A 13,842-nucleotide genomic window follows, 5' to 3' on the forward strand; every position below is an offset into this window, starting at 1 on the left:
GGTCTTGCCAGCGTCTTTCAGCTTTTGCACCGCGGCCTCGACCCGGCCCGAGGTGTAGAGGCTGGATTCGAGGTAGTAGTTGTCGAAGCGGACGTCGAAGGCCTTGAGGTCCAGATCCTGTTCGTGGCGCAGATAGGCCACGGCGAACTGGCGGATGCCGTCGATGTCTTCAGGGTCGCCCGAGGCGGTGAATTCGCGGTCGTCGGCCTTGACGGTCTTCCTGGCCAGGAAGTCGTTGGCGATGTCCTGGATGTAGTCGCCGTTGTAGGCGGACTCGGGCCAGTGCTCGTCACCGGGCTTGAGGCCTTTGATGCGCGCATGCGTGGACCAGGCCAGGGTGCTGATCTGCACGCCGGCGTCGTTGTAATAGAACTCGCGGGTGACCTGCTGGCCCTGCGTTTCGAACAGGTTGCACAAGGCATCGCCCAGCGCACCCTGGCGGCCGTGACCCACGTGCAGCGGGCCCGTGGGGTTGGCCGAGACAAACTCGACCAGGACCTTCTTGTCCGTGGGCGGCTGCCAGCCGAACTTCTCGCCATCGGCCAGCACATCGGTCACGATGGACTGCTTGGCTTCGGGCTTGAGGCGCAGGTTGATGAAGCCCGGCCCGGCGATCTCGATGGCCGACACCCATTGCTGCACGGCAGCTTGCGCGTTGAGCGCATCGACCAGGGCGGTCGCCAGTTCACGAGGGTTCTTTTTGAGGGGCTTGGCCAGTTGCATGGCTGCCGTCACGGCCAGATCGCCGTGGGCAGCCTGCTTGGGGGCTTCAAAAACAGGGTTGAAGGAGGCTGCGGCATCAGGCACAACCTGGCGCAGGGCTTCACCCAGTGCAGAAAGAAGGGCACGCTTGGCTTGGATCATGCCCGCGATTCTACGGGGCCTGAGACGCGAATACGGCAGCGTGCTCAGGCCATCCGCAAGGTCTGGCCGGCGGCGATGGGGTCACCGCTGCGCTCCAGCTCGGCCAGCCACAGCTTGTACGTACCCAACTCGCCCGCCTGCCAGGGGTGGAAGCCGGGCTTGAGGTAGGCCAGGTAATGCCCCAGGAACGATGGCTTGGTGAACAGGCCACCGATGCCATAGAGCCACCACAGGCCCTTGGTCCAGGCCTTGGCGCGCTGCCAGCGAGACATGCCGTCCACCTTGAACATGTGATCCATGACCAGGAAGGTGGCCAGCGGGAAGAACACGCTGATTTCGATGAAGGCCAGGATGCGCATGCCGTAGCCGACCTTGGCGACCTTCTGCATCACGTCGAAGGCCACGGCCTTGTGCTCCATCTCCTCCATGGCGTGCCAGGCATACATGCCCGCCAGACGCGGATCGGCCTGCTCGATCATCTCGGGGGTGTCGAACAGCAGGTGGACCATGATGGCCGTCATGTGCTCGGCCGCCGCCGTAAACGCCAGCGTGTGCTTGCGCGAGGCGTACTTGCGGAAGAAGTCGAACAGCCAGTATTTGTAGATGCGCTCCAGCGCACCGACGGCCACGCCCTGTTCCTTGAGGCGGCTGTTGAACAGGTCGTGCACCATGCCGTGCTGACCTTCCTGACGGATGAAGTCCTTGATTTCCTGCTGCAGGGCGGGATCGGTCACGCGCTCACGGTAGTCACGCACGCAGGAAATGAAAAAGCGCTCGCCCACGGGGAAGGTGGTGGACATGGCATCGGCAAAGCGCGTCTTGAAGGCGCTCTTGTCCCACCAGTAGCGCGGGATGTCCTGGTCGTTCAGGTGGAAGTCGAGCTTCTCGCGCGGGATGATCTGCGGGTTGTGGGCTTGTCTCTGATGGGGTGTGGTCATGGCGAGTCCGGTGCAGGGTTGGTCAAACGCGGATTGACTGCAAGGTCTCACGATCCCACGCACGCCACCCTCGCTGATAGGCTATTGGCCGACAGCAAGGCATCGCGAGCGACAGAGGCGTGTGCCATCTGGCGACAAAAGTGCGACGAATTGCACACTTCGCAGGGGTCTTTTCAGCGGGCGGCAATGGGCGCACAGTGCCAACATGGCGTCATGGCTGCCAAAAGGGCTGAGCCGTCCATGGACGGCGAAGGGTCCAAGGCGCGACACATTGGGCCACCATGGGTGACATCGACATCGATCTCGACACCGGACTGATCGGCAAGTACCGGATCCTCAAGCGACTGGGCGAAGGCGCCACCAGCGAGGTCTTCCTGTGCCGGGACGACTTCAACGAGCGCGACGTGGCGATCAAGCGCGTGCGCTCGGCCGCACTGGGCGATGCGGTGGACGGCCCCGTCTATGCGCGCTTCTTTGCCGCCGAGGCCGCCTTGGTGGGGCGCCTGCAGCACCCCAATGTCATCCAGATCTTCGATGCGGTACCGGATCCGACCTCGCCCTATGTGGTGATGGAGTATGTGCCGGGCACGACGCTGCGCACCTACTGCCGCCCGGACCAACTGCTGCCGCTGGAGCTGATCGTTGAAATCGGCTTCAAGTGCGCGATGGCGCTGGGCTATGTGTACCGCCAGGGCCTGATCCACCGTGACGTGAAGCCGGCCAACATCCTGGCCATCACCAACGCGCAAGGCGTGGTCACGGACGTGAAGATCACGGACTTCGGCAGCGTGCTGAACATGACGGCCGATTGCACGCAGGTGCACCAGGTGGGCTCGCTGGCCTATATGTCGCCAGAGCAGATCGACGGCCAGGTGCTGGACTGCCGCGCCGACATCTACGGCCTGGGCGCCGTGCTGTACCACCTGGTGGCCGGCAAGCCGCCGTTCGACGCGCCTTCGCAAGCGGCGCTGATGAACATGATCTACAACCAGGACGCGCCGCCGCTGGCCGGCATGCGTTCGGGTGTGGATGCAGCGGTGGACTGCGTGATCCTCAAGGCGCTGGCCAAGGACCCGAAGGACCGCTACGCCAACTGGGACGAGTTCGCACAAGCCCTGTCTGGCCTGATCACCGAGCACAAGGTGCCACGCGGGCACCTGCAAGGCGTGCTGGACTCGGAGCGGTTCAACCTGCTGCGCTCGCTGGATTTCTTCTCGACCTTTGGCGATGTGGAGCTGTGGGAAGTGGTGCACCGTGCCAAGTGGCAACGCTTCTCGTTCGGCCATGCGCTGTATCGGCGCGGCGAAGAGGGCCGCACCTTCCACATCATTGCGCAAGGCAGCGTCGAGGTGTATCGCAACGCCAAGCGCGTGGCACTGCTGGGTGCGGGCACCTCGGTGGGCGAGATGGCCTACCTGGCCCCCAGCCCCGAACTGCGCCGCCACAGCACCGATGTGGTGGTGACGGAGCCGACCACCACAATTTCGTTCACACCGGAGGCCATGCAGCAGCTGAGCCCGGCTTGCCGACACCTGTTTGACGAAGCCTTCATCCGCGTGCTGGTGCGGCGACTGCATGCCGCCCACGAAGCCCTGGCTCACCCGCGACGCATCATGTGATCACCCCTGCCGCGTGCGGCGGATGGGCAAATGTCCGCAAATGCAGCATGTGGCGCGTCATCCTGGATCTGAACTCGCGCGTTGAAGGTCAAGACGCGGCCGCAACTTGCCAGGCCCGCCTACCAAACCAACCATCTGGAGTTCTGACATGCGCGCTCTGATTGCTTCCGTTTCCCTGGCTCTGTTGTCCACACTGGCTCACGCCGGCCCCGCTTGCGAAGCCAAGGCCGTTGACAAGAATGGCAAGGCCCTGGCCGGTGCTGCCAAGTCCAGCTTCATGAAGAAGTGCGAAAAAGAAGAAGGTGGCGCAGCCTGCGCGGCCAAGGCCGTGGACAAGAACGGCAAGGCCCTGGCTGGTGCCGCCAAGTCCAGCTTCATGAAGAAATGCGAAAAGGACGCTGGCGCTGCAGCACCGGCGGCCTCGAAGTAATCGCCTGCCTTCGGGCATGGCAGGATCACCCGGCCCCATCGGATGATCGATCAACAGGCCCTGCGGGGCCTGTTTTCATGGGGGCGCAGCTCAACGCACCCAGACGCCCCGCGCCAGCAGCGTGGCCGCCAGCGGAATCAGCACCAGCAAGTGCGCTTCCAGCATGATGAGCTTGCGCACCCCACGCACCTCGTCTTCCGACGGGAGCTGCCCGGTGGACGCCAACGCCTTGCGCCAGCGGATGAAGCTCAACGTCGGCTTGAGCGAGATCAGCCCGATCACCACGAACAGCGTGAGCTTGAGGTGCAGCAGCGGTTGATGCCAGTACCACCCCGCCCCCTTCATGCCCCACCAGGTGCGGGCCAGGCCGGTGAGCAGCACGGCCACCGCCGCGCACAGGTAGATCACATCCACACGCGCCAGGCGTCGCACCACAGCGGCATTGAGCCATTCGGCTCGGCACAGCGCCGCCTCGCTGGAGAGGAAGACCACCACACTGAGGATGGCGACGAAGTGGGCGTAAGCCAGGAGCGATTCGGTCAGCATCCGCCCATCATGCCGGAGCAGACGTGCTGCCCTGCCAATAGGCCGGATCGCCGTAGGCCTCTTTGATGAAGTCGATCCACAGACGCAGGCGCAGCGGCAGATGCTTGCGTTGCGCGAAAACGGCGTAGATGCCGTTGGGCGGCGCCGCGTATTCATCCAGCACGCTGACCAGGCGGCCTGCACGCACATCGGCCTCGACCTCCCACCAGGAGCGCCAGGCCAGGCCCAGCCCCTCCAGGCACCAGGCGTGCAGCACCTGGCCGTCCGAGCAATCCAGGCGCGTGGGTGGGCGCACATGGCTGAGCTGGTGATCGATCATGAAGGCCCAGCCGCGTGTCTGGCTGGCCTCCGAGCTCAAGGTAAGGCAGTCGTGGCGAGTAATGTCTTCAGGGCGGGTGGGGCGACCGCGCCTTTGCAGATAGGCCGGGCTGGCCACACACAGGCGACGGTTGTCGGCCAGGCGCACGCTCACCAGGCTGGAATCCGGCAGATCGCCCACCCGCACGGCGCAGTCGAAGCCCTCGTTGACCAGATCCACCAGGCGATCGGACAGGTTCAGGGAGAGCGACACCTCCGGGTGCTGCCCTACAAAGCGCGGCACCAGGGGTGCCACGTGCCGCCGCCCGAACCCAGCTGGCGCCGTGATGCGCAAATGCCCGCTGGCCTGCAGCCCGCCCGCGCTGACGCTGGCCTCGGCATTGGCCAGATCAACCAGCAGGCGCTGCGCGTCTTCCAGGAAAGCGCTGCCCTCGTGCGTGAGGCTGATGCGGCGCGTGGTGCGCACCAGGAGCTTGACGCCCAGGCGCTCTTCCAATGCGTCAATGCGGCGGCCGATGACAGCTGGCGCCACGCCCTCGGCAGTGGCTGCGGCCGTCAGGCTGCCCTTCGTGGACACCGCCACGAAGGATTCGATCTGCTTGAGTCGATCCATGGTTCCTCACCCGTTGCCTGTAAGCGACCCAGGCTGGCCACGACTGAACGCTGCATGTTGATCAGGTCATGCCCACAACACAATCCGGGGGCAACCCTGTTGGCCCGTTCCCCACACCGTCTGAGGTCGATTCATGCATAAAAGTCACGAATCAATGTATTTTCAGGTTGTTAATGTTCCGACAAGTATCGAATAAACTGCCGGCACTGAAAACGGGCCTGAATCTGGCCCAGTGCGTGCTGGCATGCACTGGCGCTTTGGCGCCGTTTCCTATCTACTGTTCATCCCTTTTCCTGACGAGGTTTCCCATGACCGCACGCACCACCGTTCACGGCTTGCAAGTCGCGACCGAACTGTTCCGTTTCATCGAAGACAAAGTGCTGCCGGGCACGGGCGTTGACAGCGCCAAGTTCTGGGCCGGTTTCGACGCGATCGTCAAGGACCTGGCCCCCAAGAACGCCGCCCTGCTGGCCGAGCGCGACCGCATCCAGACTGAAATGGACGCCTGGCACACCGCCAACCCCGGCCCGATCAAGGACATGGCCGCCTATCGCGCCCACCTCGAAAAGATCGGCTACGTGGTGCCCGTGCCTGCCGACACCAAGGTGACCACCTCGAACGTGGACGCCGAACTGGCCACGCAAGCCGGCCCTCAGCTGGTCGTGCCCATCCTGAACGCCCGCTACGCGCTGAACGCCGCCAACGCACGTTGGGGCAGCCTGTACGACGCCCTGTATGGCACCGATGCCATCCCCGAAACCGACGGCGCAGAAAAGGGCAAGGGCTACAACCCCGTGCGCGGCGCCAAGGTGATCGCCTTTGCACGCAACTTCCTGGACCAATCGGCTCCGCTGGAAGGCGCTTCGCACAAGGAATCCACCGGCTATCGCGTAGAAGGCGGCAAGCTGGTCGTGAGCCTGGCTGGTGGCAAGACCACGGGCCTGCAGAACCCTGCTCAATTCGTGGGCTTCCAGGGTGATGCAGCAGCACCCAAGAGCGTGCTGCTGGTCAACAACGGCCTGCATATCGACATCCAGATCGACGCCACCACCCCGATCGGCAAGACCGACGCCGCTGGCGTGTCCGACCTGATCCTGGAATCGGCCCTGTCCACCATCCTGGACCTGGAAGACTCCGTGGCCGCCGTGGACGCCGAAGACAAGGTGCTGGGCTACAGCAACTGGCTGGGCATTCAACTGGGCACGCTGACGGAAGAAGTCGCCAAGGGCGGCAAGACCTTCACCCGCAAGCTCAATGCTGACCGCGTGTACACCGGCGCCAATGGCGGCGAAGTCAAACTGCACGGCCGTTCGCTGATGTTCGTCCGTAACGTGGGCCACCTGATGACCAACCCGGCCATCCTGTGGGGCACTGAAGGCAAAGAGATCCCTGAAGGCATCATGGACGCCGTGGTGACCACCACCATCGCCATGCACGACCTGCAAGGTCACGGCAAGATCGACGGCGCCAGCATCAACAACTCGCGCAAGGGTTCGGTCTACATCGTCAAGCCCAAGATGCACGGCCCTGCCGAAGTGGCTTTCGCTGCCGAGCTGTTCACCCGCGTTGAGCAACTGCTGGGCCTGCCTGACAGCACCGTCAAGCTGGGCATCATGGACGAAGAGCGCCGCACCTCGGCCAACCTGAAGGCCTGTATCGCTGCCGCTCAAAGCCGCGTCGCCTTCATCAACACCGGCTTCCTGGACCGCACCGGCGACGAAATGCACACCGCCATGCTGGCCGGTCCGATGATGCGCAAGGGCGACATCAAGGGCAGCGACTGGATCGCCGCTTACGAGCGTCGCAACGTGCTGATCGGTCTGCAATGTGGCCTGCGTGGCCGCGCCCAGATCGGCAAGGGCATGTGGGCCATGCCTGACCTGATGGCCGAAATGCTCAAGCAGAAGATCGGTCACCCCAAGGCTGGCGCCAACACCGCCTGGACACCTTCGCCGACCGCCGCCACGCTGCACGCCATCCACTACCACCAGGTGAATGTGGCTGCGGTGCAGATCGAGATCGAGAAGTCGGGCGAAGACGCACAAAGCCTGATGGACAAGCTGCTGACCATCCCCGTGGCCGCCGACACCAACTGGTCTGCCGCCGACAAGCAGCAAGAGCTGGACAACAACATCCAGGGCATCCTGGGTTATGTGGTTCGCTGGATCGACCAGGGCGTGGGCTGCTCCAAGGTGCCTGACATCCACAACATCGGCCTGATGGAAGACCGCGCCACGCTGCGTATCTCCAGCCAGCACGTGGCCAACTGGCTGCACCATGGCGTGGTGACCGAAGCCCAGGTGCGCGAAACCTTCAGCCGCATGGCTGCCGTGGTGGACCAGCAAAACGCTGGCGATGCCGCGTACAAGTCGCTGGTGGCCAACCCCAACGGTGCCGCCTTCCAGGCTGCGCTGGACCTGGTGTTCAAGGGCAAGGAACAACCTTCCGGCTACACCGAGCCGCTGTTGCACGCATGGCGTTTGAAGGTCAAGGCTCAAGCCTGATCGGCCTCTTGCGGTACATGGAAAGAGCACCCTGGCGGTGCTCTTTTTTTTGATGTTGCTTAAAGATTTCTGAAATCAGTCAGGCTGCTACAACAGTAACCATCGGTGTCGCGTCTTTCCTTATTGGCGATCACTTGTGAGCCCGTAAAATGTTGGCGACGATCAAAATCCGTGGAGTAGGGGAGGCGGATAACAAGAACGGCCATCTAGGTCGCACGATTTGTTGCAATCCCATTGCAATGCGTTGCGCGCTGGCACTCGACCAGCGCACTCCAACACCCATCCAGACGACAGCACGTGGCCGGCCATGTGCTGGGATATGAGCGTTGTTCATTTTTTGCCAACTAACTAGTTAGGAATTGTTATGAAAAAGCTGGCTATGGCCACTGTGATGGGTTCGGTCCTGCTGATGACCGGTTGCGCTTCCATCCTCAACGAGAAGACCCAACAAATCAACGTGTCCTCGTCCAACGGCAAGCCCCTGCAAGGTACCGTTGACGGCGTGCCTTTCACCGGCCCAGGCGTGGTGAGCGTGACTCGTGCCAAGGCTGCCAAGATCGTGGCTGTCGAGACCCCTGGCTGCGCCAAGCAGACCGTTGTGGAAAACTCGGTTGACCCCAAGTTCTTCATCAACATCCTGAGCGGCGGCGCTTTCGGTTCGACCACCGACTACGCCACTGAAAAAATGTGGAAGTACGCTGACAACGTGGTGGTTTCCTGCGGTCAGTAATGCTTTTCAAGCATCTTGAAAGCGGCTTCACGGCCGCTTTTTTTTGGCTCATTGCCAGCTGCGTGCTCCTTTTTGCTGGCATGAGCCCGGCCCATGCCGAAGGCCATCCCGGCGTGGCGGAACTGCAGCACCAGGTTCTACGCCAGCAACTGGATCAATCGCCTCGTTGGGCGGCCATGCTGCACATCAGCGACGGACAGGCGCGCATACGCGATCCGAATTTCATCCTGTCGCTGAATCACTTTTCCGTTCGCCAGGAATTGCTCGATACCGTGGCCTATCTGTATGGCCCACAGTCAGCCAAGGCGGTCTGCCAGTTTCCGGCGCGCTACACCTGGCTGCACACGACAGCGGGCCTGCCTGCCTTGTCGCTGGCGCATTGCACGGACCTCAGCGAGATGCTGGCGCGTGCGCCGGCAGACAGCATTGCACTGATCTTTGCGTCGGAGAACCTGAGCCAACCATCAAGCATGATGGGGCACCTGTTCCTCAAGACGACCGGCATCAACCAGGCAGGCAACAAGGTTGAACACGCACTGTCGTTCTTCACCGATGCCGGCACTGCCAATATTCCCAAGCTCTTTTACGACAGCATGGTCACGGGCAAGAAGGGCTATTTCACCCTGACGCCCTACCAGGACGAAATCAATACCTACGTCATCAGCGAGCAAAGAACACTGTGGGAATACGAGCTGAAACTCAACCAGCAAGATCGCACGCTGCTGCTGCACCACCTGCATGAACTGCGACAGGCAGACATCACATATTTCTTCCAGAGCTACAACTGCGCCACCCTGGTGAAACACGTGTTGGCCATCGGCGAGCCAGCCATATTGAACGACGCCGACTGGTGGACCACACCGAAGTTCGTCGTCAGCCGTGCACACGACACCGGCATGATCGCCAATGCGACAGTAAAGACCCCATCACGATGGATCGTGCGCAATCTGGAAGATGAGCTGCCGACGTCACAAGCACGACTGGTTCAGCTCGCCATTGAATCAGGTGAGCCATCCAGCCTTGCTCAGTCGATGAGCGCAGACCCGAATGAAGGCTTCATGACGCTGGAGCTCGGCCGAGCGTACAACACCTACCTGTATGACCAGCAACGCATTACATCAGCTGCCTGGCAGGGCATCGACAGGCAACTCAAGCACTTGATTCAACAACAATACCCTGGACTGGAACTGCAAGCCGTTCAGAACAAGAATCCGACACAGTCGCCACGCGACAAACAAGTCAGCGTAGGTTGGCGACATCAGTCGGGCACCGACAAACTGAAGCTGGGCTTGCTGCCGGTCTCTCACACGATGGCAGACGACAACAGTCAGTCCAACAGCGAAACCGAACTCAAGCTGTTCGACACCGTGCTGTTGCTTGACCCACAGCGGGGCAAAGTATCACTGGACCATCTGACGATCTACTCAACGCAATCGCTTCTACCTAGAGACCCGATGACCGGGGGCATCTCAGGTGGCGTGAACATCGGCTTCGAACGCCAGATGAGCCCCACCATGAAGGATGGCATGGCCTTCTTGCTGGAAGGCAATCTGGGGGCAAGCTGGCGCCCTGCGCGAGACGTTGACGCCTTCGTACTGATGGGCGGCGGCTGGGGCTATCACCAGCGCGGCTATCTGTACGCGAAGCCGACGGCGGGCATACTGATCCGGGAGGTCTACAACATGAAGTCGATCATCTCCATCAGCCAGACCACGCGCCCCTTGGGTCAATCAGGCGCAGCCACGGAAATGCGCTTCACCCAATCCAAATACCTGGATCGGCAGAACACCGTGACGCTGGAAGCCCTGCGCACGAGGCGCTCAGGTCAGACGGTCAACCGTGTCGACCTGAGCTTCAAACGCTTGTTCTGATCAGTCTGAATCAGAAGCCGTACTGCGCGCCCACGCTGATGAGGTGCGCAGAGCCGGTATCGGCGCCAGAGTCATAGGTGGTGAAGTCTGCTGCACCCACGATCTTGAACTGCTTGTTCAAGCTGTACTCCAGCCCAAGGCCGCCAAGCAACTTCAGGTTAGAGGATGACTTCGAGCTCACGGGCGTGCTGGTCTTGCCATCCACGTAGGCCAGGCCGAGTCGGCCCACGCCACTGAAGGCGGGCGTGAAGTGCACGCGCATGGCTGCAGCAAAGGTCAGTGCCGACACGTCGATGGTGCGTGTCGTGATGGGGCCAATGGAGGTGCGTGCGGTGCCGAAATCGATGTAACCCACCTCCAGCGCCAGCCCTGGCACCGAGGCGTGGCGCGATACATCAAAGCCACCGTAGAGCTTGAAGCCGGTATCGCTGCTTTCACAAGCCGTGGACAAGCTGCAGTCGATGTCGATGTGGCTGGAGCCGATGGTGGCGCCGATGTAGTTTTCAGCCAGGGCAGAGGCCGACACGGCCAGGGCCAGGGCGCCAGTGAGAATGTGCTTCATGTGAATCAGCTCCGGTAAACGAGGTTCGAAAATCAAGCGCGCATCTTGCACGCCAGCTGTCGGCACGCGCCCCCCTGAAGCAGGGATCATTCGAATCACATTCAGGTAAAGACTGTGGATGATTGTTTCTGCGCGCATCAATTCACGTCACCTTGTCCCACCTAAGGTGGAAAGCCCGCCCAAAACCCGCGCCTACAATGGTTTTCGGAAGGGCGAACGCTCCTCCCCCACGATTCACTGAAACGAAACTAGGAGTTACTCATGAAGAAGATCGTCATCGCAGCTTTGGTCACCCTGGCTGCATCCTCCTCCATGGCCGCCCAGAACAACATCGGTAGCTGCGGCTGGGGTTCCAAGCTGTTTGAAGGCAAGTCGGGCGTGGTGCCTCAGGTTCTGGCTGTCACCACCAACGGCACATCGGGCAACCAGACCTTCGGTATCTCCTTCGGTACCTCGGGCTGTACGCAAGACGGCGTCGTGTCCTCCAGCTGGAAGACCGCCATGTACATCGACGGCAACCGCGTGGCCCTGGCCCGTGATGCCGCCGCAGGCCAAGGCGAAAGCCTGAGCGTGCTGGCCGATGTGATGGGCGTGAAGGAAGCCGACCGCGCCCTGTTCGCCTCGACCATCAAGGCCAACTTCGCCACCGTGTTTGCCAACGACCAGATCGCCGCCAACCTGAAGGCTGTGCTGGCTGCCAACGAGCAACTGGCTGGCTACGCCGCCGTCATCTGATGCCAGGAGGCCCTGAACCTCGTTCAAGGGCCTCTTGACGACATCGCGGGCTGCCACACCGTGCGCAGTCACTTCATGCCCAGCCCCGGCTGGGCATGTCTCATTCAGGTTGGACATGTTTGTGAGAATTCGATCCCTGGTCATGGGCCTTGGCGCGCTGGCGCTGGTGCTGGCGTCGAGCTGGTCAACGGCCGCCCCCGTTGCCACACAGCAGGACTACATCCGGACCTTGCAACAAGCAGCACGCCATCGGCATCTGGCTGACAGCCCGATGTGGCGCACCCTGCTGCACTACCGTGTTCAGCCCCTCACGCGTCAGGATCGCAGCCTGGCCGATGACCGCGACTTCTTTCTGGCGCCTGATGGTGCACATGCCCCCGAGCAGGAGCTGGACGCCACACTGGCGGCCTTCTTCGACCCCACGGTACGCCACGCCCTGGATCAACCTGCAGCCTGCCGCTTCATTGCACGCTATCAATGGCTGCAGGAAGAGCTGGGCTTCGATCCGCAACAGCTGCCGCCGCCAGACTGCCCGCGCTATCGCCAATGGCGAGAAGGCATTCAGGCAGACAAGGTCACGCTGATCTTCCCATCGGCCTACCTCAACAGCCCGGCTTCGATGTACGGGCACACCTTCCTGCGGCTGGACCCACAACCTGCGGCCGGTCAGAACCGTTCGCCCTTGCTGTCCTATGCGGTCAACTACGCAGCCAACGGCAACGAAAACGAAGGCATCGCCTACGCCTTGAAGGGGCTGACGGGCTTGTATGCCGGCCAGTTCACCAACGCGCCCTACTACCTGCGCATCCGCGAATACAACGACCTGGAGAACCGCGACATCTGGGAGTACGAACTCGCCCTCACCCCCAAGGAGATCGACCGCCTGCTGGCCCACACCTGGGAGCTGGGCCCCACACGTTTCGACTATTACTTCTTCGACGAAAACTGCTCGTATCACCTGCTGTCGCTGCTGGATGCCGCGCGCCCTGAACTGGGGCTGACGGATCGCTTCACCTGGTGGGCGATCCCGCTGGACACGGTCAAGGCGGTGACCGATACGCCCGGCCTGCTCAAGGCCATCCGCTACCGCCCCTCCAACAGCACTGAACTGCGATACCGTGCCAATCTGCTGGGCCCACAGGGCGCCGGGCTGGCGCAACAGCTGAGCCAAGGTCAGCTGCCCCCCGCAGAGCTGATGCGGCACGAGCCCTCGGCAGATCGACGCGCCTTGATGCTGGAAACAGCCGAGCGACTGACCTCGTTCGAAGCCACACGCAAGGACAGCACGGAAGCCGCCACACAACGTGAGCGCATGGCCTTGCTGACGGCCCGCGCCGCCTTGCCCGCCGGCGACCCACTGACGGTGCCCACGCCATCGACCGATCCCACACAAGGGCACAACACCGCGCGTACGGACATCATGGTCGGCCAGCGCAACGGCCACGGCGTGGTGCTGATTCAGGCCAAGCCTGCGTACCACGAGCTGCTGGACCCGGAGCCTGGCTATCAGCGCGGCGCGGCCATCCAGTTCTTCAGCCTGATGCTGGGCAAGACCTCGGATGGTCACCTGCAACTGGAAAAGCTGATCCCGGTGGAGATCACCTCGCTGAGCGCGCGGGAGCCCTTGCTGTCGGCCAAGTCATGGCGTGTGCACATCGGGCTGGAACGTGCCGACAACGCGCGCGCTGACGGCTCCCGCCCCCTGGGCATCAACCTCAACGGCGGACCAGGCCTGGCCTACGAGCTCACGGCACACGAGAACCTGATGGGCTATGTTTTCCTGGACAACCAGGCCCGTTGGGACCGCAGCCTGCCGCGGCAACCCTGGGCCGTTGGCACGGGCCTGGCGGCCGGTTTGCTGGCGGATGTGTCGCCAGCATGGCGCCTGCAGCTGGAGGTGTTCCAGCGAGCCTACCTGGATCACCAGCCCAAAGAAGCTGGCCTGTTGCTCCAGACTCGCTACAGCCTGAGCAAGCAATGGAACCTCCACGGCCGCTGCGCCACCAGCCAGCGATCGGGCATGCCGGTCAACCAGGAATGCACGGCTGGGCTGCAGCGCTATTGGTGACAGCACCAGCGCGGGCTGTCGCGTAGAGACCCGGTCTGGCGGGG

Annotated in this window: 12 protein-coding genes; 7 read left to right on the top strand and 5 right to left on the bottom strand. The window is 62.4% G+C overall.

What is annotated here, in order from left to right:
• Both argS and VFW93_RS07355 read right to left on the bottom strand, forming a co-directional pair.
• Positions 1-864, bottom strand: an 864-nt coding sequence (gene argS / locus VFW93_RS07350) for an arginine--tRNA ligase (RefSeq protein ID WP_329693340.1), incomplete at its 3' end; no start/stop codon positions are given.
• 44 nt (positions 865-908) lie between these two features.
• Entirely contained in the window at positions 909-1,802 is an 894-nt protein-coding gene (locus VFW93_RS07355; RefSeq protein WP_329693341.1) for a metal-dependent hydrolase, read from the bottom strand.
• 281 nt (positions 1,803-2,083) lie between these two features.
• Between VFW93_RS07355 and VFW93_RS07360 the strand changes: the two genes are divergently transcribed.
• The gene (locus tag VFW93_RS07360; RefSeq protein WP_329693342.1) at positions 2,084-3,421 is read left to right on the top strand and encodes a serine/threonine-protein kinase; all 1,338 of its coding nucleotides are present in this window, start codon (positions 2,084-2,086) and stop codon (positions 3,419-3,421) included.
• A 148-nt stretch (positions 3,422-3,569) separates the two neighbouring features.
• Complete coding sequence (locus VFW93_RS07365) at positions 3,570-3,851, top strand: hypothetical protein (protein ID WP_329693343.1); 282 nt, start codon at positions 3,570-3,572, stop codon at positions 3,849-3,851.
• Between the two features lie 90 nt (positions 3,852-3,941).
• Here VFW93_RS07365 and VFW93_RS07370 read toward each other — a convergent pair whose 3' ends face one another.
• On the bottom strand, positions 3,942-4,397 hold the full coding sequence (locus VFW93_RS07370; protein ID WP_329693344.1) for a DUF2214 family protein: 456 nt from the start codon (positions 4,395-4,397) through the stop codon (positions 3,942-3,944).
• Between the two features lie 7 nt (positions 4,398-4,404).
• Positions 4,405-5,328, bottom strand: a complete 924-nt coding sequence (locus VFW93_RS07375) for a LysR family transcriptional regulator (RefSeq protein ID WP_329693345.1) — start codon at positions 5,326-5,328, stop codon at positions 4,405-4,407.
• A 308-nt stretch (positions 5,329-5,636) separates the two neighbouring features.
• On the opposite strand from VFW93_RS07375, the gene VFW93_RS07380 reads away from it, so the two are divergent.
• From VFW93_RS07380 to VFW93_RS07390, 3 genes are all read left to right on the top strand, one after another.
• Complete coding sequence (locus VFW93_RS07380; protein WP_329693346.1) at positions 5,637-7,832, top strand: malate synthase G; 2,196 nt, start codon at positions 5,637-5,639, stop codon at positions 7,830-7,832.
• Positions 7,833-8,196: 364 nt separating this feature from the next.
• Positions 8,197-8,562, top strand: coding sequence for a hypothetical protein (locus VFW93_RS07385; protein WP_329693347.1), 366 nt, complete (start codon positions 8,197-8,199; stop codon positions 8,560-8,562).
• A 62-nt stretch (positions 8,563-8,624) separates the two neighbouring features.
• Positions 8,625-10,433: a DUF4105 domain-containing protein gene (locus VFW93_RS07390; protein WP_329693348.1), complete on the top strand. Its 1,809-nt coding sequence runs from the start codon at positions 8,625-8,627 to the stop codon at positions 10,431-10,433.
• 10 nt (positions 10,434-10,443) lie between these two features.
• On the opposite strand, the gene VFW93_RS07395 is transcribed toward VFW93_RS07390, so the two are convergent.
• Positions 10,444-10,995: an outer membrane beta-barrel protein gene (locus VFW93_RS07395; RefSeq protein WP_329693349.1), complete on the bottom strand. Its 552-nt coding sequence runs from the start codon at positions 10,993-10,995 to the stop codon at positions 10,444-10,446.
• A 261-nt stretch (positions 10,996-11,256) separates the two neighbouring features.
• On the opposite strand from VFW93_RS07395, the gene VFW93_RS07400 reads away from it, so the two are divergent.
• Together VFW93_RS07400 and VFW93_RS07405 are read left to right on the top strand one after the other, a co-directional pair.
• The gene (locus VFW93_RS07400; protein WP_329693350.1) at positions 11,257-11,730 is read left to right on the top strand and encodes a DUF3015 family protein; all 474 of its coding nucleotides are present in this window, start codon (positions 11,257-11,259) and stop codon (positions 11,728-11,730) included.
• A 115-nt stretch (positions 11,731-11,845) separates the two neighbouring features.
• Entirely contained in the window at positions 11,846-13,798 is a 1,953-nt protein-coding gene (locus tag VFW93_RS07405; RefSeq protein ID WP_329693351.1) for a DUF4105 domain-containing protein, read from the top strand.
• The last annotated feature ends 44 nt before the right edge of the window (positions 13,799-13,842 follow it).

Source organism: Aquabacterium sp. (assembly GCF_036279675.1).
Classification (GTDB): Bacteria; Pseudomonadota; Gammaproteobacteria; order Burkholderiales; family Burkholderiaceae_C; genus Aquabacterium.